Annotated in this window: 17 protein-coding genes and 1 pseudogene; 6 read left to right on the top strand and 12 right to left on the bottom strand. The window is 44.5% G+C overall.

Annotated features, from left to right (window positions below; all coding sequences use genetic code 11):
• The first annotated feature begins 489 nt into the window (after positions 1–489).
• The 3 genes from H6F98_RS06610 (at position 490) to H6F98_RS06600 (ending at position 7578) form a co-directional block, all read left to right on the top strand.
• Complete coding sequence (locus H6F98_RS06610; RefSeq protein WP_192217874.1) at positions 490–3144, top strand: RNA helicase; 2655 nt, start codon at positions 490–492, stop codon at positions 3142–3144.
• 300 nt (positions 3145–3444) lie between these two features.
• Positions 3445–6231: a family 10 glycosylhydrolase gene (locus tag H6F98_RS06605; protein WP_242058416.1), complete on the top strand. Its 2787-nt coding sequence runs from the start codon at positions 3445–3447 to the stop codon at positions 6229–6231.
• Positions 6232–6591: 360 nt separating this feature from the next.
• On the top strand, positions 6592–7578 hold the full coding sequence (locus tag H6F98_RS06600; protein WP_192217873.1) for a glycosyltransferase: 987 nt from the start codon (positions 6592–6594) through the stop codon (positions 7576–7578).
• 7 nt (positions 7579–7585) lie between these two features.
• On the opposite strand, the pseudogene H6F98_RS33380 reads toward H6F98_RS06600, so the two are convergent.
• From H6F98_RS33380 to H6F98_RS06545, 12 genes and pseudogenes are all read right to left on the bottom strand, one after another.
• A pseudogene (locus tag H6F98_RS33380) lies at positions 7586–7777 on the bottom strand (IS630 family transposase); the annotation flags it as partial.
• Between the two features lie 372 nt (positions 7778–8149).
• A complete protein-coding gene (locus H6F98_RS06595) occupies positions 8150–9178 on the bottom strand; it encodes a glycosyltransferase family 4 protein (protein ID WP_242058417.1) in 1029 nt (342 codons plus the stop codon).
• 280 nt (positions 9179–9458) lie between these two features.
• Positions 9459–10640 carry an endo-1,4-beta-xylanase gene (locus tag H6F98_RS06590; protein WP_192217871.1) on the bottom strand — a complete coding sequence of 394 codons (1182 nt, stop codon included), beginning with the start codon at positions 10638–10640 and terminating at the stop codon, positions 9459–9461.
• Positions 10641–10752: 112 nt separating this feature from the next.
• Positions 10753–11523 carry a WecB/TagA/CpsF family glycosyltransferase gene (locus H6F98_RS06585; protein ID WP_192217870.1) on the bottom strand — a complete coding sequence of 257 codons (771 nt, stop codon included), beginning with the start codon at positions 11521–11523 and terminating at the stop codon, positions 10753–10755.
• Positions 11524–11588: 65 nt separating this feature from the next.
• Complete coding sequence (locus H6F98_RS06580; protein WP_242058415.1) at positions 11589–12878, bottom strand: glycosyltransferase; 1290 nt, start codon at positions 12876–12878, stop codon at positions 11589–11591.
• A gap of 113 nt (positions 12879–12991) precedes the next feature.
• Positions 12992–14050: an NAD-dependent epimerase/dehydratase family protein gene (locus H6F98_RS06575; protein WP_192217869.1), complete on the bottom strand. Its 1059-nt coding sequence runs from the start codon at positions 14048–14050 to the stop codon at positions 12992–12994.
• Positions 14051–14216: 166 nt separating this feature from the next.
• Positions 14217–15401 (bottom strand): glycosyltransferase, encoded by a 1185-nt coding sequence (locus H6F98_RS06570; RefSeq protein ID WP_199348331.1) that lies wholly within the window; start codon positions 15399–15401, stop codon positions 14217–14219.
• A gap of 51 nt (positions 15402–15452) precedes the next feature.
• Complete coding sequence (locus tag H6F98_RS06565; protein WP_192217868.1) at positions 15453–16718, bottom strand: O-antigen ligase; 1266 nt, start codon at positions 16716–16718, stop codon at positions 15453–15455.
• 99 nt (positions 16719–16817) lie between these two features.
• Positions 16818–18101, bottom strand: coding sequence for a glycosyltransferase family 4 protein (locus H6F98_RS06560; RefSeq protein WP_192217867.1), 1284 nt, complete (start codon positions 18099–18101; stop codon positions 16818–16820).
• A gap of 138 nt (positions 18102–18239) precedes the next feature.
• A complete protein-coding gene (locus H6F98_RS06555) occupies positions 18240–19370 on the bottom strand; it encodes an exostosin family protein (protein ID WP_192217876.1) in 1131 nt (376 codons plus the stop codon).
• A gap of 124 nt (positions 19371–19494) precedes the next feature.
• Entirely contained in the window at positions 19495–20874 is a 1380-nt protein-coding gene (locus H6F98_RS06550) for an oligosaccharide flippase family protein (RefSeq protein ID WP_199348330.1), read from the bottom strand.
• 92 nt (positions 20875–20966) lie between these two features.
• On the bottom strand, positions 20967–23189 hold the full coding sequence (locus H6F98_RS06545) for a polysaccharide biosynthesis tyrosine autokinase (RefSeq protein ID WP_192217866.1): 2223 nt from the start codon (positions 23187–23189) through the stop codon (positions 20967–20969).
• 667 nt (positions 23190–23856) lie between these two features.
• Between H6F98_RS06545 and H6F98_RS06540 the strand changes: the two genes are divergently transcribed.
• From H6F98_RS06540 to H6F98_RS06530, 3 genes are all read left to right on the top strand, one after another.
• The gene (locus H6F98_RS06540; RefSeq protein ID WP_192217865.1) at positions 23857–25287 is read left to right on the top strand and encodes a sugar transferase; all 1431 of its coding nucleotides are present in this window, start codon (positions 23857–23859) and stop codon (positions 25285–25287) included.
• Positions 25288–25424: 137 nt separating this feature from the next.
• Positions 25425–25877 carry a PPC domain-containing protein gene (locus H6F98_RS06535; RefSeq protein WP_192217864.1) on the top strand — a complete coding sequence of 151 codons (453 nt, stop codon included), beginning with the start codon at positions 25425–25427 and terminating at the stop codon, positions 25875–25877.
• Positions 25878–26066: 189 nt separating this feature from the next.
• The coding region (locus H6F98_RS06530; protein ID WP_192217863.1) for a helix-turn-helix domain-containing protein at positions 26067–26323 on the top strand (257 nt) is incomplete at its 3' end.

The raw sequence follows: 26323 nt of genomic DNA, 5'->3' as shown, positions 1-26323 counted from the left end.
AAGTTGATTAAACGCTCTGCTTATGGTTTTAGACATTTTGAAAATTACCGAATTAGATGCTTGCTTAATTGGCATCTTAATTGTTGATTTAGCATACTAAGTACTGAAGAGCCAAAAATTACTGATTTCTTGGTAGGTTTTTCCATCATTCATCAACAAGAGTATCAAAACTTTCTCTCTTACATAGGGATTCTCATGCTCTTTTAATATTTTTAGGAGTCGTTCTTTTTGTTCTTGAGAAAGATGGTTCTTGGCTGGCATATATTGCTAAAAATATCTTTATACTTAATCTTTCATTATACAATCAAGCTGCGTAGCAGCTTAGCACACACATCATGCCCCTAAACTGATGGCAGTATAACTCAAGAGAAAACTAGCCCCTAGCCTCAAGCTGAAAGGTTTTGACTCCGGCTTTACAATAGAACAATTCCGACATAGATTACAGCCAAACTCCCAATCCCCTCAACCCTCTTATTGGAATAACTTCGTGTGAACGTTTCCACTACCTCTGTAGAGCTTGACCTAAATAACCTATTTCCGTTTGAACTCGATCAATTTCAGCAACAAGCGATCGCTGCTCTGAATGTCAGTCGCTCTGTAGTTGTTTGTGCCCCTACTGGTTCCGGGAAAACACTGATTGGAGAATATACCATTTACCGTGCCCTATCGCGGAATGGTCGTGTCTTCTACACCACACCTTTGAAGGCGCTCTCAAATCAGAAATTACGGGATTTTCGTGAGCAGTTTGGCGCAGACAATGTTGGTCTTCTCACTGGTGATATCTCGATCAACCGGGATGCCCCCATCTTAGTAATGACCACGGAAATCTTCCGTAATATGCTTTATGGGACACCGATTGGCGAAGTCGGGACTTCCCTTGTCGGCGTTGAGGCAGTGGTGCTAGACGAGTGCCACTATATGAATGATCGTCAAAGGGGTACGGTTTGGGAAGAGTCAATTATCTATTGCCCACCGGATATCCAACTTGTTGCCCTCTCTGCCACAGTTGCCAATGCTGACCAACTGACGGACTGGCTGAATCTGGTTCATGGCTCAACTGAACTGATTTTCTCCGACTTCCGACCTGTTCCCTTACAGTTTCACTTTGGCAACCCGAAAGGACTTTTTCCCCTCTTAGATCACAGCCACTCCCAAATTAACCCACGCCTCAAGCCAAAAGGAGGTAAACCCAAGGGAGGGCGCCCAGAAAGCCCGACGATTACCTATGTTGTTAGCCAGTTGCAGCAACGGGATATGTTGCCCGCCATCTACTTTATCTTCAGCCGTCGGGGTTGTGATAAAGCCGTGGAAGAGATGGGTGAGTTGTCACTCGTGAATAAGCGAGAAGCGGCTGAACTGAAAGTACGAATTGATGAATTTTTGAGTCGCAATCCCGATGCTGGGCGTGCTGGACAGGTTGAACCGCTCTATCGAGGGATTGCTGCCCATCACGCGGGAATCTTACCAGCCTGGAAGGGATTTGTTGAAGAACTGTTCCAGATGGGTCTTGTCAAGGTAGTGTTTGCGACAGAGACTCTAGCGGCTGGGATTAATATGCCTGCCCGAACGACGGTAATCTCAACGTTGTCTAAACGCACTGACCGGGGACACCGCTTGCTGACGGCTTCGGAGTTTTTGCAGATGGCAGGTCGTGCTGGACGCCGAGGGATGGATGCGACAGGTTATGTTGTGACTTTGCAGACACCGTTTGAAGGGGCAAAGGAAGCCGCTTACCTGGCAACGGCTGGTGCTGACCCACTGGTGAGTCAGTTTACTCCCAACTATGGGATGGTACTGAATTTGCTGCAAACCCATACGCTGACTCAAGCGAGAGATTTAGTGGAACGCAGCTTTGCCCAGTACTTGGCAACCTTGTACCTCAGACCTCAGCAACAAGCGATTACGGATCTGACGACAGAACTGACAAAACTTGATATTCAACTCGCACCTGTTGATGTAGGAGCGCTTGCCGCTTATGAAAAACTGAGCGAACGCCTAAAAGAGGAACGCCGAATCCTGAAAATCTTGGAAAATCAAGCGGAAGACCGACAAGCGAGTGAACTTGCCCAGGTAATACCAGAGGTAACAGTTGGAACGATTCTTTATCTGAAAGGGAAGTATGTACCAGTCTCTTCTCCCGTTCCAGCCGTTTTGGTGACTAAGGAAAAGGGTCGTGGTCAATCCTGGTACTTGGTTTGCTTAAGTGCTGATAATCGCTGGTATGTAGTGACAACGGCTGATGTTGTTGACTTGCAAGGTGAGGTAGTAGAGGCAAGAGCGATCGCATCTCTTGAGTTACCACCGGAACTGGTGATTAAGCCGGGACAAGTCAGGCGGGGGACACAGGAGACACAAGCGATCGCAGCCTCACTTCCTCGTGTAGCCGAACTAATGCTAGCGCCAGAAGTCCTCGCACAGCAGCAAGTTGTCGATGCCGTGAAAGCCCAATTGGATACTCATCCAATTCGACAGTGGGGTAACCCTTCCAACTTGCTGAAACGGCACAGACGCCGCTTGGCTTTACAAGAAGAAATCAACGCTCGTCAAGCCGAATTCCGCGAACACCAAGCGCATCACTGGCAGGAATTCCTCAACTTAGTGGAAATTCTCCGGGCATTTGGTTGTCTAGAGGATGTGAAACCAACTCGCTTGGGACAAGCTGCTGCTGCAATTCGCGCAGACAATGAATTATGGCTAGGGTTAGCGCTGATGTCGGGAGAGTTTGATGACTTAGCCCCCCACCACCTAGCTGCTGCAATGTGCGCTCTAGTTACGGAAACACCTCGCCCCGATAGCTGGACAAATTACTCACCTGCTGAGCAAGTCATCGAAGCGTTGACGGGTTTAAAGGGAATGCGGCGTCAACTATTCCAGTTACAGCGGCGCTATCAGGTCGCTTTACCCGTTTGGTTGGAATATGAATTAACCGGAATTATCGAGCAGTGGGCGTTAGGAGTTGAATGGACACAGCTTTGTGCCAATACGAGTTTGGATGAGGGAGATATTGTGCGGCTTCTGCGTCGCACAGTCGATATCTTGTCGCAAATTCCCCATGTCCCTCCTGTCTCAGAAGCCCTAAAACTCAACGCAATTCGCGCCATCCAGCTACTTGACCGTTTTCCTGTTAATGAGTTGGTAGATTAGACCCCCTGCGAGTAGAGCGCACTAACATTGCGATGAAAATCCCTTTCCCCTACCACCTACAACCTAACCTCTAACACCTGTTTTCAGGTTAGACCCCATGAGCAGTTGCTCACGAACGTTTAGATGAAAATCCTTATTCCTTCTGCCCTCTGCCTTCTGCCTTATTTTCAGATTAGCCTTTTGCATCTTTTGTCGGTTAGAGTCTAAAAAGTTATAGTTCTTTAACATTTTCCCCTTTTAACCTGTTAAGGTGCCTAAAGGGTGGTGAGGAGTAGGAAAGCGAATAAGGAGCAAAGTGTGTTGAGGAGTGATTCTCATGTCAATCGGCAGTGCGATTTGCCGAGAAAACAGCGTGAGCAACTTAAAACGTTGCTGAAAGGGTCGCTACACCAGATGGCTGGCATTCAGAGAAGGAAAATTCTCATCGGTACCGTTTTCGGAACGTTTATTCATTCTCTGTTACTGCTACCAGCCGCTTGGGCAGACACAGCCAGATTGGGAGTAGTCAGAAGTCCAGAGAATGAAGCGTATTGGTCAGGCATTACAAGCCGCTTAGTCTCAGCGGGTGTTGACTACTGTGTTGTTGATTTTGCTCAAGTTCAGCAAGCGTCGGACTTGGGTAACCCTCAATTACTATTTTTGCCAAATATTGAACAGCTAAAATCGTCCCAGCTAGCTGCCCTACAGGAATGGATGAGTCAGGGTGGACGAGTGATCGTCAGTGGGCCTGTCGGGACACTTTCCCAACCAGAAATACGCAATCGTTTGCGATCGCTTTTGGGTGCCTATTGGGGTTTTGCTCTCACCAAACCTTCTGAACTTGAACCCTTACGGACGAATACACAGACTTGGGTGCGGCAATCTGGACTAGCTAGCAACATCCAGGGAGGTGTCGTAATTCCCGCTGGCTTAAACTCCGTTACCGCTGCCGTTTGGGATCAGAGTGACAACCCACCCGCTGTAGTTACAACAGACAAGTCTACCTTTTTCGGTTGGCGTTGGGGCATTGATGGGGTTGCCTCACGGGAGGTGGATAGTGCTTGGTTACGCGCCGCTCTTGGTCGCTATGGTTTAACGGTTGCGGCTGGAGCAAAAGCACCAACCCAGTCACAACAATATTGTGCGCCGTCCAAAGCCCCAACGGCAGCTAGTGCCATCACACCTCCTGCCAACGCGCCACAACAAAATACTCTAACGCCACCAACATCTTCCCCTCCTAGCCAGATTGCCCAAACTGACCCCGATGATGTGGTGACACCAACACCATCATTACCTCGCAGAACCGGGGCGATTACGGCAACAGAAGCAAGAGCAATGGATCAGGAGTTAGAAAATCTCATTGGTCGCTTTGAAAGTGCCTTACTCGCGGCGAATGCGACAAATAGTAATGTAGATTTACAAACAGGTGCGGCAATTGAGCAATTTCTCGTTGCCAGTGCTAAGGATACATCTGGAACGAATGCGGCTCAGGCGGCAAGCCAAGGGTTAACCAGCCCTGCGAGTAGAGCAGTCGCAGAGGCGAGGACGGCGCTGCAAAACTTCCGTGATGCGATCGCATCAAAGGACTATAACCGAGCAAGACAGCAGTGGATCGAAGCACGCCGTTTACTCTGGGATAATTACCCAACTGATCGTAGATTGGCTCAGTCAGAAATTCGGGCAATCTGGCTAGATCGGGGTACGATTGTCACTGCGAAATCCGAACAGGATTTAGCGAGAATTTTTGACAAACTAGCGGCAGCAGGCTTTAATACTGTCTTTTTTGAAACGGTCAATGCTAGTTATCCAATTTATCCTAGCCGCGTTGCACCAGAGCAAAACCCACTCGTTCGGGGTTGGGACCCTCTGAAAGCAGCAGTGAAGCTTGCCCATGAGCGAGGGATGGAACTGCACGCTTGGGTGTGGATGTTTGCGGCGGCAAACCAGCGTCACAATGCGCTAATGAATCAGCCTATTAACTATACCGGACCTGTACTGACGGCTCATCCGGACTGGGCAATGTTCGATAAGCAGGGACGTGTATTTGAGCAAAATACAAAAAAGGCGTTTCTCGATCCAGCTAATCCAGAAGTCCGCAATTATTTGATGGCGCTGTTGGAGGAGATTGCCACAAACTATGAGGTGGATGGCATTCAGCTAGACTATATTCGCTATCCCTTTCAAGACCCTAGTGCGAATCAGACATTTGGCTATAGTCCAACAGCGCGTCAGCAGTTCAAGGAATTGACAGGTGTTGACCCAGTTAATGTATCACCGCGCGATCGCAACTTGTGGCAAAAGTGGACAGATTTTCGCATCCGGCAAATCGATAGCTTTGTCGCCACGGTATCGCAACGCCTACACTCACAACGTCCTAATCTAATTCTCTCTGCCGCTGTGTTTCCCATACCTCGCAGCGAACGTCTACAAAGACTGCAACAAAATTGGGAAGATTGGGCAATTCGGGGTTACATTGACTTAATGGTGCCGATGACCTATTCGTTGGATACCAAAGGCTTACAAAAGCTAGCACAACCGTTGCTGGTACAACCCTCCCTAGGTTCCTCATTGATTTTGCCAGGGATTCGACTGTTGAATTTGCCAGACATTGGTGCGGTTGACCAAATTCAACTGTTACGAGACTTGCCAGCAGGTGGATATGCTCTATTTGCTGTGGAGAATCTGGATGCTAATCTGCTTAATATTCTCAGTCGTACTCAAGGGGTACAGGAGAATGTCACTTCCCGTTCTCAATCCCCAATTCCTTACCGTGAGCCTTTTTCAGCCGCTGCTGCTCGTTATGCGACATTGCAACGGGAATGGAGCTTTCTCCTGGCAAATCAGCAAGTCCTCATACAGGAACCCGCCAGTGCAGAGTGGGGTAAACAAGCCGATGCCTTATCTGTTTCACTCAATCAACTAGCGGCAGAGCCATCAATGAAGAATTTGTTGTTGGCACAACGTTTACTGAGGTCATTCCGTACTGACTTCCGAAAATGGATGCAGCAACAAGCATCGCGGCAACCCTATCAAGTCCAGGTATGGGACAACCGTTTGGCAACGATTGAGCGGTTGTTGCATTACGGGGAGCGGACAGCATGGGATTAAACCATTAGACGGTTTAAGTCAATCAAATGTGTTCCCAGCTACTTTATGCATGTCGCTGCTGATAGAGACACCATGAGCGGAAGCTCACAACAAAGGATGAAAGTAGACTTTCAAGATAGGTCTACTAAATTTAGAAGCAGAAATATCCTGAGCTGATTCTGACTAAAAGAGGAAAGTTAAGGGTAAGTTAAGGAACAAGGCTTCAACCTTCTGCCTCAACATGAGAGTTCTAAGAGTGTTCCTTAAAGAAGCGAAAAGTTATTCCCTAACTTTTCACAGCTTTATTCTTCTACTATCTACTATTATGTGGAAAAGTTTAAAAGTCCATCTGTATATCCATCTGAAAATAACGCTACAGCTATGGAACTCACACAACCCTCGTCATTCAATCATGTTCCTATCGTCAGCATCATACTCCCGACCTATAATCGGGCACATTCATTGGAAAGAGCTATCCGGAGCGTTCTTGCACAAACCCTATCAAACTTTGAACTTATTGTTGTTGATGACGGTTCTACTGATGATACGGCTTACTTGGTTGAGAGATTTGGAGATTCACGAATTCGTTTATTAAGTCTAGGCAGGAATTATGGGGCAGGTCGTGCTCGGAACAAGGGAATTGAAGCAGCATCCGCAGAGTTTGTAGCGTTTTTGGATAGTGACGATGAATGGATGCCCAGAAAACTAGAACTACAGGTGGCTCGTCTAAGAGCTACTAACGATCCTCGTGTAACCGTCGCTTATTGTCTGGAAGATTTATATTTTGAAGCTACAAACAACAAGGTACAAAGCCAAGGCGGTATTTGTGAAGGAGATCTCTTCGACCATCTACTCGGAGGTTTGTGGCTCTCCACATCAATATTACTAGTTAAGCGCTCCTCTATGGTGAGTATTGGAGGTTTTGATGAAAGTTTACCTAGCTTCCAGGATTATGATCTGTGTCTGCGGTTAGCTCAAGCCTCAAACTATTTTGTCGCTGTGAATGAACCGTTAGCAGTTCGATACTGCCATACGGACTCACGCATTAGCAATAATCCAACTGCCGCTTTGAGGGGTTTTCAAAACATTAACCATAAGTGGGGTTCGGTTATGAAGTCTCGCTTGGGTGCAACGACATACGACAGATGGGTATCTAAGTCTTTGTTACGAATACAAGACATCCAAGTAAAGAAAGCGGTTCGCGAAGGTAAGAGATTGAAAGCATTTCGTTACTGTCTTGCCATGTCACGATTTCTTCCTTTTTCTGTGGGAGCTTTGTCCCGTGGACTATTGCTCGTGGGGCTAGGGCAGGACTCCTACTTAGCTCTAGTTCGAGCAAAGAACTCAAGAGTTGCACAAACATCCTAGTGGTCTGTCAAGAACTAATTGACGGATAAAGCCGCTTCAATTTAATCCGAGCATCAACGGTTGTAAATTGCTAATGTGCTTTACAACAGGTGTAATTTCTACACTGTTTCCAAGCGGCAACTTCCCGTTTTAATACGTTCTTGTCTGGAATACATCGTTCAAGGCATTGTCGGGTTAAAACACTTAACTCAATTTCTGCTCTATCCCTCTTTTGTCACTCTCGGAAAATCACGCTCGAAGCTAAACTCTGAAAGCTTCCAGACGTAAGGATTCGAGACGTGATTTTCTATCAGAAACTCAAAAATGTAAGCCTATGGCGGGAACTCCTGTCGTATCAGGGTTTCAGCGTTTGCGATCACCCAGAGTGACAAAAGAGGGATATATGCTACATTCATCCTAATTATTAAATCTTTGCAAATGGTTATTTAGGTTAATCAAGGGATGGATGCATCTCCATTTTGCAAATGTCTCCCTTGAGATAAAGGTAGGAGCAGGTCTACAGGCTTGCTTGAACTGCCTCATTAGAAGTTTTGGGATGCACCCGATTTGTGAGATCTAGGAGTCACCTAATTCACAATAAGTCCTGTTTTGTTTGAGCAGATACCATCGTTTTCATCAAGTCAAGTACCGCGTTATAGTTACGGCGTGCGTCAAAACGTTCTTCGGCTATGCGGCGGCTAGCAGCAGCCATCCTGCCTCGTGTTGTCTCATCACCACAAAGCGCACGCACGGCGGCAATAACCGCACCCGCATCAGACGGTGGCACAATTAAGCCATTCACTCCGTCTTCCACTTGCTCACGCAATGCGCCTACGTCCGTAGCAATAATCGGCAACCCCGCCGCCATTGCTTCCAAGACTACGTGTGGCAAGCAGTCGGCTTGCGTCGGGAACACAAAAATATCTGCTTTTGCGAAGAGTTCCTTGAGCGGCGTACTGTTAGCAGCCAGATTGCAATGCACCTGTACGCCGTCCATTCCCGCCAATTCGTCTTGGACACTTGTATCTTTGGTCACAATATCTAATGTGCAATTTTGCATTAAGCCACTGCGAAATGCCTCGATCAGCGTGCGACCACCTTTGCGATCGAAATCACCCCCCACGAACAATAATCGCACCTTACCGCTTGTTGTATTTTGGTGTGCAGCCTTGCCGCGCCCAAAATGCCACTCTTCCATGTCCACACCTGGTGGAATGACTGTCACTTTCTCGGCAGGCACACTGTAGTCAGCAACCAGCGAATCTTTAGCCCACTGACAAAACGTCACAAGACCTGTAGCAGCATTAAATGTGTTTTGGTTCCACAGAAATTTACCGCGTTCGAGTAGGCCGTTGCCGCCCACTTTATGGTTATACCCTGCACCGATGGTATCGTAGTTGATTGGTGTAGCGTCCAAGGAAATGACGGTTGGGATGTGTCGCATTAAGGGAATGGCAAACAGAGCGATTGTCTGCGTATGCAAAAAAAGCGCATCCAACGGTTGAACGCGCACAGCCGCCTCGATCGCGTCACGAGCCCGCAAGCTACATTTGAGCGACCAGTTATTGCGAATGACTGGTATGCGATTCCAAATGTCGCTTTTGTGACCTTCAATAGGCATCCAACTCGGGCATATGTCGGCATCTTCTTCCACCCAGCGAGCTAGGTTCTGGTGGTGCGTGATGTGTCCTAATGCCTGTTCTATTACAAAGCCAAAATTAAGCATGAATATCTGAATTAAACCCTTTTCAAACGTTCATTTTGAATAAGCATACTGGAGGGTATTTATCTCATTTCACTTGAAGTGTGATAAATGCCTTGAAAATAAATGACTACCTTAGTTGGTAAAATTAAACTAATACTCTCAAAGTCTATATGAAAGCTTTGTGTATTAGCTCACATTAAACTTTACGCTTCGGGGATCTATCAAAAGAGCGTGCGATCGCATTCCAAGCCAACTTACGTTTCCCTTGAGCATCAAGTGGCAGGGGACGAACTGGTGCTTTGTCTTCTCGCGGATTAAACTGTGAATGCCATGTGAAACGATCGCTTAGTCCCCAGGTTACCACGGCAATCACTGCGGGTTCATCTAGGACTATCGATAGATAATCTTCATAAACTCTAGCGACAATGCGATCGCGCCTATCAATCTGTGATGGTAACTTTTGGTCTATAACATCCAGTTCAGTAATCAGGATTTTCAGATTAAGCTGGGCAACATCACGCAGGAAAGCCCTCAGTTTACTGGCATTAATTGGTTTATTTGCCCATAAGTGAGCTTGTATACCCAAAGCCTGCACAGGAGTACCTTTAGACTTCAAGTTCTTTAGTAAATTGAGCGTCGCCGCTCTCCTTGCGTCCCCGTCTGGGGTGTCATGATCCAATAAATCGCCGTTGTACACCAATAACGCTTTCGGATCTGCCTCCGCTGCCGTGCGAAAAGCAAGGTCTATGTAGTCTGAACCTAGAAATTTAAGCCACTGCGTTTTTGCCAAACCATCAGCCCGTCCATGACTTGGATCGATAGCCTCATTAACTACATCCCACGAGTGAATCTCACCAGCGTAATGCCCTACAACTGTCTTAATGTGCCTAATCAACACTCGTTCAGCATTTTGGCTGTTAACCCTATTTCTGAGCCATTCTGAGCCGCCGAAGTCCTGGCCCCAGACCAAGGTATGTCCACGAAAAAGCATGTTGTGAGCGCGGGCGAATTCTGCTAGCGCATCACCTTCAGTAAAGTCGAAATGACTCGCACTGGGGCGAAGGACTCCAAACTTGAGTGCATTTTCTGGCACAAGCATAGCGCACTCTTTCGCAAAGCTCTGTGCAAATGCGGAATCTGAAGATAGTATTTGGTAGCCAGTCGCCGCGCCATAAATCAAATTTTTAGCCGCAGCCCGATCGCGCAGAGGAGCATCTCCGATTACGGTAAAGTCTCGCTTCTCGTCAGTAATCGGTTGAACCTCGTCATTCAACTGCTCGGGTCTACGGGCAACCGTACAAGCCCCCACTGCTGCCGAAGCCCCCAACCCCAACAAGAAAGCACGACGCCCTGCGATTGTTCGATTCGTCACCCTCATGATTACCTCCCAATTAGGTTAGAGCGATGCTAAAAGGCTAAGTTTTACATAGGCAAAATCAAATGTGAATTCTTTGGAAATAGTTGTCCTGGCAGCATTAACTGGGTAGAGATTACAGCCTTGTTTTGGCTCCTCGATCAATCCGTTGTCTGAAAAGACGATAGAAGAATAATGGATTGCCGACAACATAGCGTTCCCATAGGCGCTGTGGCTCAGTAAACAACCGCGTTAACCATTCCAGTCCGCGATCGGTCATCCAACGCGGACCTCGATATACATTACCCGTATAAAAATCAAGACATGCACCCAGAGGTAAGAACACGCGGGCTTCTATTCGGCTTAGGTTGTCCAAAATCCAACGTTCTTGTAGGGGCATACCAAAACCCACATACAAGACTCCTGGTTTGAAATTATTAATTTTGTCAATAATAGAATCGTTTTCCTTACCAGACTTTTCAAAATGACCGTGATGTCCCTGTATCTTTAGATTGGGAGCGACTGCTCTTAGCTTGACGATCGCTTGGTCTACTACACCCGGTTTACCTGCAAGCAGGAATAAAGAGACATCTTGTTTTTCACAAGCTAGTGCTAAGTTCTCGATGTAGTCTGGACAGGTCATGCGATGTACAGATTCCAAAGAGTATCCCTGTAGCTTTGCTCCCAACAAAACACCAAAGCCATCACAGAACACTAAGTCCGCGTTGTTTAAAAAATCTTGATACCAAGGGAACTCACAGGCAAAGTTCATCGCTCGGACATTTACATTACCCACTATTGTCTTTTTTTCAACTTTCGCTGCTTCTACTACGTAGTCTATTAAATCCGTTACTGTTAATTTGTGAAACCTGGTTTTAAGGAGAATTACTTCATCAAATGTTTTCATTTTTTGGAGATTGACTATAATGCTTTAAATGGTTATTAATTATTCCTAATAGGCATTAAATAGGGTTACTGGGTTTGTAAATACTGAAAGATAATCTTTGTATATTGCTCAGCATTGTTTTGCTCGGCAAACTGTTTCATTTTGACGTAATCGCATAAACTTGGCGGAGATTCAAGCAGAAAACGACTGAAACCTTTAGCAATCTCACCAGGTACTGTCGAGTCAACGGCTAAACCCAAACCATAGCGACGAGTTACTTCTCCCATTAGCCCAAAATCTGAAGATAAAACAGGTTTTTGTGCAGCAGCAGCACGCACTAAGATGGCACTCATCCCTATATGGCGTTGGTAAGGGGCTAGGATGACATCTGCAAGCTGGAAGTAGGGCTGAACTTCTCGATCGGTGATAAACTCATGACGGCCAATGATTTGGACGGGTAAAGAGTGAGAAATCTCCGCAATTCGAGCTTGAAGCAGTTCTTTTTCTTCTAGCCCTAGAGGACCGATCAGTAAAAGGCAGAGTTTCTGGCTAAGCTCGGGTGGTAACATTTCAATAGCATCGAGTACCTGATAAATCCCTTTACGTGCCGTCAGCTCTCCAAATAAAAGAAATACTTGTCTACCAGAATCAATGCCCAAACTTTGCCTAAGTTCATGTATCTGAGGTTCCGTGCAATCGTATATTTGTACGGGATCTGGCATATATACGGCTCTCGCATTTTTGTCAATTTTATTAATCTGTTCTACTGCTATGGGATCGAGGCAGAAAAGGGTTTTCAGTTGTGAGTTTTGTAGGAGACGAGCTAGGCAAATTTTGTCCCGTAACTGCCAAATACGCTCTCTCCTAGAAGGTACATAATTGGCAAAGTTGCTGTAGTGAAATACGGGTCTAAAATAAATGCAGGAAAATGGGCAGGGAAATTTTGTTCCAAAAGCTAGCCGTAAGAACACCGTGTCAAGGTACATAATCAGACATTGGGTAGTTCCTAGAGAGACTGCATATTTACGGAGTAGGTCCCACTCCTGAAAGGCACGCACAATACGGCCTGTGAATGAATTTGCAAGCTTGGCGCTCTCAAAAAGTTTAGCTTCTTCTTCCTGAGTAATCGCTACAAACTTGATATTCTTCTGCTGACAGCTTCTTGCTAGATCTACAATATTGGAGTGTAGCTGCATGAATTTAGGTGACACAAGGACATCCAACTGCCCAGAAATTTCATGCTCGCACCAATATCGAATCAAATGTTGGACATAGCCAGGGTGGTGGCCTCGATAATCGAGTTCAAATAGCATAATTTTATCACCACCCTTGTGAGTCTCTGTAGAAAGCTGTTTACCTTGATGAAGCTTTAACATGAGATAACTTCTAGAGAATTGCTGATTGGATAGATGATAGTAGTAGAGGCAACTTGGCTAAGCTGCCTCAAGTTCTCAGCTCAAGTTTAGAGGCACAGCGTCTCTAGTTAGCATCATCCTGCCACAGCCAAGCGCTCTTTTTCTGCTTCAATTATTTCCTGGAAGATGTCAGTTAAGCTTCGGGTGATTCCCCATTCGGGAAAATGTTCCTTAAGTTTACGTAGATCTGAGATGTAGCAGATATGATCGCCAATACGATTTTGATCGACGTAGACCCAATTTACTTTTTTGCCTGTTAGATTCTCGATCAAGTCAAAGGATTCTAGGATAGATATACTGTTATCACGACCACCCCCTAAGTTATACACTTCTCCTGGTCTTGGATTCCGTCGGAACGCTTCAAATGCTTGAATCACGTCATAACTGTGGATGTTATCCCGCACCTGCTTGCCCTTGTAGCCAAAGATCTTGTATGTACCGCCAGCAAGTGCCACTTTCACTAAGTAGGAAAGGAAGCCGTGCAATTCAACTCCCGAATGGGATGGCCCGGTGAGACAACCCCCTCGGAAAATTCCAACCTTCATGCCGAAGTAACGACCATATTCTTGAGCAACTACATCGGCAGCAGTTTTAGAAGCACCAAATAGGGAGTGAAGGCAACGGTCAATCCGGCACTCTTCAGAAATACCGTTGTAATCCTCAGCCCTGGCGTAGTCGTAGCGTTTTTCTAACTCAATTCGCGGGACTTCATTGGGAGCATCACCATAAACTTTGTTGGTGCTCATGTGAATGAAAACTGCCTCTGGACAAAATTGCCGAGTTGCTTCTAGTAAATTCACGGTGCCTAAGGCATTCACTTCAAAGTCTTGTAGCGGAATTTGGCAAGCTTTATCGTGGGAGGGCTGAGCAGCACAGTGGATAATTAAATCAAAGGCATTACTCTCAAACAGGTCAAAAAGACTTTGGCGATCACGAATATCAATATTGTATTGTTCAAAATTTTTAGTAATGCCCTTTAATCGGCTGAGATTCCATGTAGTATCACCCTGAGGACCAAAAAACTCAGCCCGCATGTTGTTATCTATTCCAATAACCTGATGACCTTCACGATCGTAGTATTCGACGGCTTCAGAGCCAATTAATCCACTGGAACCTGTCACTAGTACTCTCATCTATTCACTCCTTATGTTTGATAACTTTTAGTTATTGATGAAATCTTTCGATAGTCTCTATGGTTTTAAAAACTAGTGCGCTCGTTGCTTTTTCTTGCTTCTTTGAGCAATTCAATTGCATGGCTTCATAGATACTTTGAATAACGCATAAGACATCTGTAGGCACTCATAACTCGTTGATTGCACGGCCTATATCAGCGATGAATTTATCGCGTCGAGTACGATACCAATTCAAAGCTTCGTCAAAAGCTTGCTGACTATACGGAGCAGCGATCGTAGAAACTATCAGTTCCGCAAAGGTTTCCGGCTCATAAGCCACTTGAACCGTTTGTGGAGGATCGTCAATGCCGCGCATAGCTACTGGAGTCGCTACAATTGCAGACCCTGAGGCAATGGCATCTAAGGTCTTAATTGGTATGCCACCACCACTAAGGATAGGGATTGCTATCACTCTTGCTTGTGCCATGAACTCCTGCACATCAGGTACGAAACCCCGATAATGAACGTTAGGGTATTTTCCAGCGAGCCACTCAGCCCCCCTACCAGCAATATGAATTGACAAGCTAGCTGGTAATGGGGGATAGATTTTTTGAAGAAACCATTGCAATCCCTCTATATTTGCCTTCCATGCCCAGCTGCCTATGATACCAATATCAAACTTTTTGCTAAGCGGTTTGTCTTGTAACTTGGCTAAACCTGGAGGTAGGGCAAATACTCGGACTCTACCTGCTCCTTCAATCGTCGAGAAATACTTTGCATCGTGTTGGGTAAGCGTCCAAACTTCTCTTGAGGTTGTTGCTAAAGTATCTTCCATTGTCTTAATCAAATCAGCTTCTCGTCTATATATCCACCTCGATATAAAGCTCCGTGCATTTTTACTACTATCTCGATAAATTTCTTGTTCTACATTATGAGCTAGGGTTATTAATTTATCAGTATTGCTGAGAAAATCTTTTAGCCAACCCAATTGAGGATGATCGATTATAACAACATCATACTTAGTCGATAGGAGAAGTTCTTTAACTGTTTTTATATAATTTCTAGAATAATATTTTGCTGCTGAGTAGGGAAGTTTTTTTAATAGGCTTGACAGCAACCAAATAGCCGGATAAAACTTAGCTCTTTTAGTTTCTATATACCTCTTTTCTATCACTATTTCTTGTTTATTTGTCTCAAATACATCGTCTTCCCGCATGTATCCTACGATAGATATTGTATATTTATTTTGACTAAGAGCATCAATAAAACATTGCGAAGCAACTTCACTGCCCATTCGCTCTTTTCGAGGTATAATCGTTGTCAAAAATAGAACATTCATATTATTTGTTGGTATTCTTAATACTGTGACCATCCTTGATTATTATAAAAATAATCTCTTGAAGTCAATTATTTTATTGAATCATTAACTTATTCCTTCTGTTTGATTCAAAGCTAGTTTTAAATCATGTTCCCTTCTAAGGCGATTCAGTTGAACAATCGCTGATAGATTCACTAGCACATATAAGGACCACATTGTACCAGTCGATAATATAGTAATAACTTCAGTAATATTAAAAAACAATAGAATTGCTAGAAATATAAACATCCAAAAATATTCTCCTGCCTTATTTGTATTCAGGATAGCCATAACTTTTTGAAAAACTATCGTGAGGTTAAATCCAAATAGTGTTAGACCTATAAATCCTAACTGGATAAACAAGTCGATAAAACCGTTGTGAGCATGAAAACGGGTTCCTGTTAAATCTTCGGTTCCTGCCCATGAGTTATTCAGGACATAAACAGACTCAGATGAAGTCCAGAAACCAGCATACCCATAGCCTAGCCAAGGTTGCTCCATTCCCTTATTAATGATCAGCGTCCATATGGGCAAACGTCCGTTCAATTCAACATCTTTCCCAAGAGTATCGACTAATAGAAATTCCCAATTAGTTACAATTAATACAGCTATCATGCTGCATAGTAGGAGCGAAAGCAAAAGCAAAGCTGTCCGAAGCTTATAGTTTTGCTTTAAAACATTATAAAGAGGCAGCATGAGTAGCGAGAGCAACATGGCTACTAAAGATGTTCTACTCTTTGAAAGTAAGATAAGGGCGACCGAAAGACCAAGACCCGTTAACGGAACCCAGCGATATTTCTTGCTGTCAAAGGCAGTGAGTAAAAAAATTGGAGATCCTATCGCCATAAACCGCCCTAAATATTGTTTGTGTGTAAAAATACCTCTCCAGGTGACTTCATTATTAGCCTCAGCAAGACCTTGAGATGGTACAGCTATGCAAAAAAATAGGCTGAGGAGGGCTACTATGCCAATTGTCCAGGCTAATAACCGCATTTGTTCTTTAGGAGAGTAGCGTGTAGCCAAATATACTCCAAACAATGTTGAACGTAAGAGAGCTTTAGACTCATCTAAAGTAAAATCCGGAGCAGCAGACCAGAAAAATGAGACTAAAGCTGTACCAACCAAAAGCCATAGAGAGATGTCTCTTGTGGCAACATACATCAGTCTTTTCCATTGCCCAATAATTAAAATTGCCAGAATTCCATAACTACCAGGTTTGAGAACTTTGAACAGGGCAGGTGACCAAGCAATCTCTAATCCATAAAGAATCATTAAACCTGCAATCCAGGGTTCTAGCCTTCGCCATATGCGTCCAATCAATTGAGTCTTCAATTTCCACCCTCTAGCTCTTTAAAGTAGATTTGACACAGATCAAGCTTTCTGGATTACTTCTTTTAGTGCTTCAGCTTGAGAAGAGTTGGCTGGTGTTCGTTACCCAGATTTCAGAGGACGAGTGTTTTGGCGATCGCATCCATTTAAAATCTCAGTAAACAGAGATGAGTAGCGACGGGCTTGAATTTCCATCGTAAATTCTTGTTCTGTTTTTTCTCGGGCGCGATGCGAAAGTTTCTGATGCCGCTCTTCGCTTTCTAGAACCCAGGCAATTCCCTGAGCCAAATCTCTAATTTCATAGGGTTGGGCTAAGTAACCATTTTTCTGATGCTCGATCAGATCGGGCATCCCGCCAATGTTGAAGGTGACACAGGGGGTTCCACACGCGATCGCTTCCATGACAGTGTTTGCCAAATTTTCTTGAGTAGAGGGTAGAACGAAGACATCTGCTGCCGAGTAGACTAGAGCAAGCGCAAGATCGTCGCTCAAGGTGCCTAAGTAATGAGCCTTAAACCCAAAATTAAGCGCATTTTCCGGTTTAGAGGCACCAAAAATAACGAGTTCCAACTTATCTTGCCATCCCGATTGGCTCAAGTCTTCTAGCGCTGGTTGCAATAGGTGAAATCCCTTTCTTTTATCACTCGTTGCCCCAAGCGAACCAAAAAGAACAAGGTGCTTATCTTGAGGGAAATTGAGGATTTCTCGCGCTACCTGTCGATTGATCGGTCTGTACTTTTCAGTATCGAGACTATTTGGAATTAGCTCGACTCGTAGATTCTTGAAAAGAGAACTGGAACTCGCACACTTGGCTAACCAGGAACTCAATGCAACAACAGTTAAGTTGAGATTCTTCCAAGCGTTGGCTTTGCGCTGCCATACCCAACGGGATAAGTCGCGATCGCTACTGCTAGCAAGTTGAGGGCACTCACCACAGGATGCGGTATAGCGGTCGCAATCGTGACTGTAGTGACATCCCCCTGTAAACGTCCACATGTCATGGAGAGACCAGACTAAGGGTCGATTGAACTTGGCAATTGTTTCAACTTGTACAAATGCTTCACCCAGCCAATGCAAATTGATAATATCTGGATTGAGTCGAGCAACTTTGGAGCTAATTCGTTCTGGAAGCCACTGAGGGGAAAATGGAGTCGAGTCCCGTTTGCGATAAAACTTCAAAGGCAAAGCATCAAAAGCGACCCGCATCCTGCTTGTACCCTGTGCTAACCGAGTTTTTGGTGAAATGACGGCTCTGTCATCGCTAAATTTTTCCTGAACCAAGATCTGAGAACTTACACCAACACTTTGTAATCCCTGATGCAGACGATAAGCAGCGCGAGCCGCTCCACCAGTGATATCGGACGTGTTAAGGAGCAAGACATTCATTTGAGTACCTTCTCGGGACAAGCTATCTCCAACATTCAAGTTTTTCCGTAATCGATAATATGAAAACTAAGTCGTGACAATTATTGAACTCCTCATGCCTCTATAGCATCTGTCAGATTAAGGATTTGTCCAGCACTTCTATATTGCAATTTCGGATACAGCGGTATTCTCAACTTTTTGATACGTGCTTCCTTGAAAATGGCGGTAGAAGTTGGCAAAGAATCCTTCAGGAGACAGCCACTCCTTCCACAGTTTCCGGCACTCATACTGCAATTCCACGAATTCTTGGGGGGAGAGTTTGTTATGGAACTCAGCTATCTTTTCTGCAATCTGTGGAAGTTCTTTCTCGTCTACCCAAACACAGTATTTCTTCCAATCAATTGCAAACTCGAAGGGCAGAACGCAGTCTGTATCGATGAAAACGGGAATCCGACCGCAACTGAGAACTTCAAACAGGCGATTTGAGTAATTTGCAGAGCCACGACAGCAGAGAATGTAGTCGCTTTGTGCCATGTTTTGAACAAATTCAACACGCACCTTCTGCTTCTGGTCCAAGTCTCCCTTGAAAAACACTCCACGATTCCGGGTGACAAAGTTCGTGTCTACCAATGGGTTGTCTGCCAAAATCTTCAGGGCTTTAGCCCGCAAGATCTGTCCTTTATAGGGCGATACGCCCATTCGTCCTTGCCTCGCCAGCATCGCCCCATGGTACACAAGTGTTTTCACCTTTGTCTGCCATGAATCTTGCTGTACAAGACCACAGAACCCAACGACTGGCTTTTCCTGTTTTTGGCGGATGGGAAGCTGGTTTCCGAGGTAGTGCTTAACTAAATCTTCGCAAAAGGCAGGCGGAACAAAATCGTTTGGTTTTTTCTTGGAGCGGTAAAGTGATATGCGAAAAACCAGGGCATTCTTCACTGGAACCTCTTCATCTGAACAGTCACCTGAAAAGAATACAATTACTTTCTTGTTAGCTTGCTCTGCCTTGTCGGCAAATTGGATGCTTAAATCTACAGCCTGTTTGTTAACTTTAGATCTCCAAGAATCTCCCCTAATCGTTCTCCAGTTAGCGGGAATAATTGCGAAATCAGCTTCCTCCAGCGGAACCATCTCAAAGAAGGAAGGTCCGCTCTCAACGTAGTTTTCATACTGTCTCAGCCAAGGTGACTGGTGGCTGTCCAAAGACGGCGACCAGAACGGGTAGAGCATGGGGTCAGGTTCCATCCCATCGAGAAGATACTGTCGATCTGAGAAGATTTTTAATTTCATGGATGACTTAATCTCTACACACTTTAATACAGTACCATTGGCTTTTTTATTGCATTCTATACCCACTCCACTTTTCTCAAGAAATGCAGACATTGCCAAAAGATTAGCAGCTAATTTTTTAAATTTAAATTGTATTTTTAAATTCTTGCTGAAATAATTTTAGTTTTTTTATGGCATCTGTACCCATTATTCCTAATGAAAACATGAGTAGACTAATTCCAGTTGCCCAGGCTACTCCTGAGACGCCTATGAAATTGCCTAAAACTACTGATAGGACAAGATTGGTAATAGCTTGAATAGGACCAGCAACCGTTGCCACTGAAAGGATACCTAAACCATTAATGAGTATGCCCACGGAATGAGCAACAGTCGTTATGACAGTGGTGAATAACATTGCCAGAAGTAGACTTTGCTCTGGAATTGCGTCTTGTCCAACCCAGGAACCAACGATTATGGGACAGACTGTGAAAAGTAAGATAGCTACCGTTATAGACCCTATAGAACATAGGAGAATCGATTTTTTAAAGGTTTGGACAATCCAATGTATATCTTTTCTGGCTAAAGCTTCCGAGTAAGCCGGCCACAGAGGATAAAGCAAAGTTAGTGCGATCATTCCAATAAAGGAGAACAACTTCAGAGTCACTCCATAACTAGCAACTTCCTTAGCTCCAAATAATTGAGTAACGATAAATAGATCGGTCTGAAAAAGAATAATTGCTGATATCTGAGCTATCCATAATTGAGAACCTGTTTTCAGTAGCCACTTCGCCCTCAGCCAACTGAAATTGCTCAACTTAGGTTGTAACCATCGCCGCCGCCAGCCAAATTGCTGAAATCCAACAAATACATCTCCGAGCATTTGCGTACCAAAGAATGCTCCGACTAACAGTGGCAGGCTAGCGTGGAATTGAATAGCAACTAATAAGGCAAAAAGCGATAATAGATTACTCAATATGCTGCAAAGCTGAAACAGAAATCCCTCTTGGTATGCTTCGCAGACGCGACGCGGAATTGACAGGGGCAAGCGCAACACAAACAGAAACATGGTGACTAAAATAGCTGGTCCAGCATCTGCTCTTGCCTGTAGCGAACTGACGTTAAATACTTGCTCCCAAGAAAGTAGGGGGTAAGCTATTAAGAGTAAAATCGTCACAACTCCTGCTATCCCTACCATCAAAAAATAGGCGCTGGATACAGCTTCCCTAGCCTGTTTTTTATCTTCCTGACCATCGGCAGTTGCAAGTGCATTGGTGAGGCTATTTGACAACCCTAGATCAGCAACTCCCACCATGCCTAAAAATGTACTCAAAATCAGCCACATCCCAAAGCGTTCTGTACCCAGATAGCGGGCTGTTAGCGGAATTGAAATTAGCCCAGCCCCCATTTTTATCGATAAACTCATTAAGCCGATAATGCCTGTTAAGCTAGCTCGCCGTATTCTCCTCTGACCTCGACCGTCAGGCGTGTCTTGACCCCGAAAAAAACTTTTAATTGAGCGCATCATAATAACGCCTTAATGAGAATCATTCATCTTCTAGATACCGCCGATCTCCTGAACTTAAGTTCAGTATAGGTAAACAAGCTACCAACACTAGTTCAGGAGCGCTCAACCGCACGGTGAGTATCCAGATTTGCTTGTTCCTGGCTGGCAGAATCTGGCATCGTATAGTCTTCCTTGGTGTAGTAGAAGTAGCTATCAGGTTCCCTTTCAGTCATTACACCATTCGTCACTAGTCCTAAAACATTCTGTCCCGATCGCCCCAGAAAGTCCTTAGCCGCCTTAGCACTAGCAGAATCTACTATCCCTGGTCGAACCACCAATAAAATACCGTCAGCCATTTTGCCTAAAATAGGCGCATCTGCGATACCAGCTAGAGGAGGAGTATCAACAATCACAAAGTCATAGTTTTTCGAGAACGTCTCCATTAGTGAAGCCATTCGCTTTGAGTCAAGAAGAGCCACTGGATTAGGAGGTATTACTCCAGAAGTTAGAAGATCCAGTCCAGGCATTACATTTTTTACAGCTGTGTTAAACTCCGCTTCACCGACAAGAATGTTACTTAAACCCATTGAATTTGTGAGTTCCCATAAATGATGCTGAGATGGGTGACGCATATCCGCATCAACTAACAAGACTCGTCGTCCAACTTGAGCCATTGATGCGGCTAAATTAGCAGAAACTTCAGACTTTCCTTCCTTAGGAACAGAGCTTGTTACTACAATGGCTTTTAGTTGTTTATCTGAACTTAGAAATCTCAGGTTAGCCTGAAGCATTTGGTAGGCTTGAGCGATAGGAGAGCGCTGCATATCTCTGGCAACAATCCTAGAAACAATCCCTTCCAAGTTCCCAACAGAATGGCGAGTTTTTCTAGACTTACCAAAGGTAGGAATAACTCCCAAAAGGGTGTATCCAAATAGCTCTTTCGCCTCTTTGACAGTTTTAACAGATTTGTCTATAAGGTCTAGCAAAAACGCAGTTACTAGACCAAGTAAGGTTCCTCCTAAAATTCCTGCTGCTAGATATTTCTTCTTGCTAGGACCAGCCTTCTTATCAGGAACCTGAGCCATTGAAATAACCCGAGCGTTACCTACTGTTTGATTTTCTGCTACCCGCGCTTCTTGAAGCTTGTTCAAAAGAGTTTCATAGGTAGTCTGTGATGCCTCTACTCGCCGCTCAAGTTCTCGCTGGGTTTGCGCCAACTGAGGCAGGATATCAGAGCGGTTTTTATAAGCGGCTCGTGTCTTATACAGATCATTGAGCTGGTTACTCAAACCGGAGCGCTGCACTTCTGACTGAACAAACTCTCCTGTTAAGCTTTGTTTGAGTTCCCCAATCTGTAAATTCTTGACAGCTACATTTTGTTGGCTCCCCAAAACTTGATCGACCCGCTCTTGCAGTAGATTACTGAGTTCCGCTTCTTTGCGCTTTAGCGTCACTACTGGTGGGGCTGTATCAAGAAATCGTCTCCGCTCAGCCGCCAACTCAGTTTGCACCTTTTGGAGTTCTGTAAGTACTGCCTGTACCCCAGGCGACTGAGAGAGAGAAGTAACGGCTACAGCTTCCTCTCGATTTAAACCCATTTGGTTGCGGAAAGATTCAGACTGGGCACTCAAATTTGCAAGTTGAGCCTGAAGTTGAGCAATTTGTTTATCTAATTCTGATATTGCTTTGACTGCTTCTGTTGATTCCTCTTGTAGGACTACCACACGATTCTTTTCTTTAAATTTACGCAGCTCTGCATCGGCTTTCGTAACGGTTTCTTCAACGCGAGGAAGTTGATTATTAATGAACTTGCGAGCTGTAGCAGCTTTTTCTCGGTTAGTGTTTATATCGTTCTCTATGTAGAGTTCCATAATTTTGTTGACCGCCGCTGCAGCAACTTTTGGGTCAGTGTCCTTATAAGTAAGTTGTAGGACATCTGTTCCAGTAACAGGGTTCACTTTCAGCCTTTTCGTTCTCATGATGCTCTTTGGCTCAAGGGGCTTACCCTCTTCGTCTCTGAGAGCTAGTGCATTTATAGTGTTTTCTAGAATGGGGAGGGACTGAATAATTTCTGCTTCCGTAGATAGCGGATTGCTCTTATCCCCAATAGAGGCAAGCTCTCCTATGTCATTCTTCAAGCCTGTTAACGATGAAGAGCGGTCAGGCTTGAATAGAAGCTTACCTTCTGCCTCATAGATAGGCTTTTGTAGGAATGCAGCTAGAGTGGCGAGTCCAACAACAATTCCAAAAACTCCCGTTGCAGGAAGCCAGCGCCGTCTAAGAACAAGCCAGTACTTTTGCAAATCTATCTCTTCTGTAAATTCTGGGGATTCCATAAGCACTTAGGAAGAAGGGTCAGGAGCAGTAGGCAGTGTTAGGCAAGAAAACAGGCAGAAGTTCCTGAATTGAGCCAGTTCTCACGATAGCGTTAACGTAAGTATCCAGATCGTCTTGTTGTAGCATCAGTCACATCACTTTCAAACACTCTTTGGTCTGAGCCTAGTCTCGTTTCGAGCCAAGATTAGGAAGGTAATGTTTGTTCTGCTTGTCTAACATAGCCCGCTTTGTATTATATTAAACGGCAGAGTAGGCAGAGTCATTCCTTGTCCCTTATCTATTTTCCCATCAACTACTTAAAAATAAGTGATTTTTTGTTTGTCTTCACCAAAAAATTACAAAAATGTCGTAGTTCCCAATTAAGTTTCTATAATATCAGATGATTATACAGCTAATCATTCCTGATTTTTTGACTAAAACCTAAATTCTGAAATGTGATTTTTTAACCGAACACTAGTATTCAACCGTTTGCTCTGAAGCAGTATTCGTTTTTGGGAGAATGCGTGACCGCATAGATAGATTTAATACCTGCCACACGCATAGGTAAGCTATATGTAAAAAAACGCTCCTGGGCTGAAGTATAAATTTATTTTGGTATTGTGCAATACGGTGCTGACACGGAATAAATCGGTTGACTTTGTAAATTTAGTGAATGGGGTGTCAATCATGGAACGTTCAGTCTTAGAAAAGTCCAAGTTAGATTTACGTGCTCCGCTTTCCACAAAACTACGCCAGGATACCTACGCTGTATGGCTACGGTTAGTAACTTTGCTCGTAGGTGATCTAAGCTTTCTGTCGCTGGCATGGATGATAGCAGTGACCTATGGTACTTCTGCCGATTCTTTTTTGAGAAATCCGACAGCATTATTGGTAGTCCTTCCCCTTGAAGTCGGAATAATCGCTGCACGGGGACTATATCAATCAGGAGAACGGCGCTGTGACTATTTGGGTCTTACTAAAGCAATCATTTTGGCACACATTCTCTTGCTAGTTGTCGCTTTTTTATATCAACCCAACTTGCTCGCTGCTTCACGCTCTACTTATCTTTTGTCTGCCATATGCAGTGTATTACTTGTATGTGCTGATCGATTTGGGATAGATCTACTGCTCAAGCAGCTTCGTAAGCGTGGTGCAATTCGTTATAACACGGTCTTAATTTGTCCTCCAGAAGATGCTGAAAAAGCTTATAGTATACTAGAGCGAGAGGATTGCTACAGAAGCATTAAAATAGTTGATGCTTGTGCCCTTTCATTAGATAAGTCTAATGTTAAAAACCTCATTGAAGCTATACGTAATCTAGGTGTAGCGGAAGTCTTCGTTTGTTCTTGGACTAGTATGAAAGACCGAATGTTCCTTTACTGGAGCCTTCGGAATGCTGGTGTTTCCCTAAGAATTTTGAGCCTGGATTTAGAAGCATTCTATCGTCGATCAAAGATTTTGATGCTCGGTGGAACCCCTACCCTTAAGTTCTCTCCTCCTTTAGTTACCGGCTTTGATTTTTTGGTGAAGCGATGTTTTGATTTTGTGGTTTCTACCTTGTTGATTATTTTAATTTTTCCCATTCTTTTATCTATTGCAATAATTGTTAAACTAGATTCTCCTGGACCTTTTTTTTATAAACAGGAACGTGTTGGTCTACATGGTCGTTATTTCAAAGCTTTGAAATTCCGGACTATGTATATTAATGCAGATAAACTCCAAAAGGAGTTGGAAGCTCGTAATGAAATGCAAGATGGCGTTCTCTTCAAAATGAAGGATGACCCACGTATTACTAAAGTGGGCAAGTTCTTGCGCCGTTCAAGTTTAGATGAACTACCACAATTGTTCAATGTTCTCTTAGGAGAGATGAGTTTAGTAGGTCCTCGACCTTTACCAATTAGAGATGTCCAAAAATTCTCTGAACATCACTTTATTCGCCAGGAAGTGTTACCGGGTATAACAGGTCTTTGGCAGGTTTCTGGTCGCTCAAACATTACTAGCTTTGAAGAAGTAGTTCGTTTGGACACGTTCTATATTGAAAACTGGTCGATTTGGTTAGATATGCAGATTTTACTGCGAACAGCCTTAGTTCTTTTGCAAAAGAAAGGTGCTTATTAACGGGACTGTCAGGAAAATGGTCTTGTTGCAACACTTTTCAAAGCAGGATTTGGGGAAAGATTATAGGCTCCCACAACCGATGCTTGACAGTACAAAGCTTATAATTGAGCCGTTCTAGCTTAAATGACACAGTTTATATGACTAAGGCTATTGCCGCTCGGTTTAGCTTAGCTCTCCTTGTTCCTGTAACTTTCTTAGCAGTGAGCTTAACTGCAGTGGCAGCAAGAGCGCAAGATCGACTCTACAATCCGATCACGATTCCTCCTAGTAACGAACTTTCTGATACGCTGACAGAAAACGATATTCCTACGGGCGAGGGTGGCTTTGCTCGTGATTACACTATTAACTTAGATGGCGGTGATCAGGTTGCGATTGACCTAATCTCAGAAAACTTCGACACCATCGTTACCCTTATGGCATCCGACGGCTCTACTGTTGCTGAAAATGATGATGGTCCAGATGGTAGTACCAACTCTCTTTTATTTGCTCGGATTACTGAAACGGGTAAGTACTTAATTCGAGTACGTGCTTTTGGCGAAACAGGTGGTGGGGCATTCCAGTTGAAGGTGACGCGGCTGCGACCGATTTAGCAAAAACGCCGTAAGCCCCGTCCTCACTAAAGCTCCGGTCTAAATGGCGGGGACACATCGAGCCGAAGAGCGATTACCTCGCATCATTTGAGCGTCGGGATGGCTGTGGCGGGATGGCTCCACACTTCCGCCAAGCAATAAATACTTAGGGAGTGCCAATAACTTCCCTAAACAGGATACGATAGGTTCATGCTGACATTGACTTACCGCTACCGTATTTATCCAAGCGCCCCACAGGAAGTCCAGATGCTCGAATGGCTGGAAACCTGCCGGCGTTTATACAATTATGCGGTGCGAGAACGCAAAGACTGGATAAATTCCAGGAAGTGTGATGTTAATGCCTGCTCTCTCCAGTCCGAATACATCATTCCAGCCGATACGCCATATCCTGATTACTACAAACAAAAGAAAGCGTTAACTGAGGCGAAAAAGTCCAATCCTCAAAT

The sequence above is a fragment of the Microcoleus sp. FACHB-SPT15 genome (assembly GCF_014849525.1).
Classification (GTDB): Bacteria; Cyanobacteriota; Cyanobacteriia; order Cyanobacteriales; family Coleofasciculaceae; genus Symplocastrum; species Symplocastrum torsivum.
The sequence above is the reverse complement of the archived record's forward strand: the minus strand, read 5'-3'. Positions and strand labels throughout refer to the sequence as shown.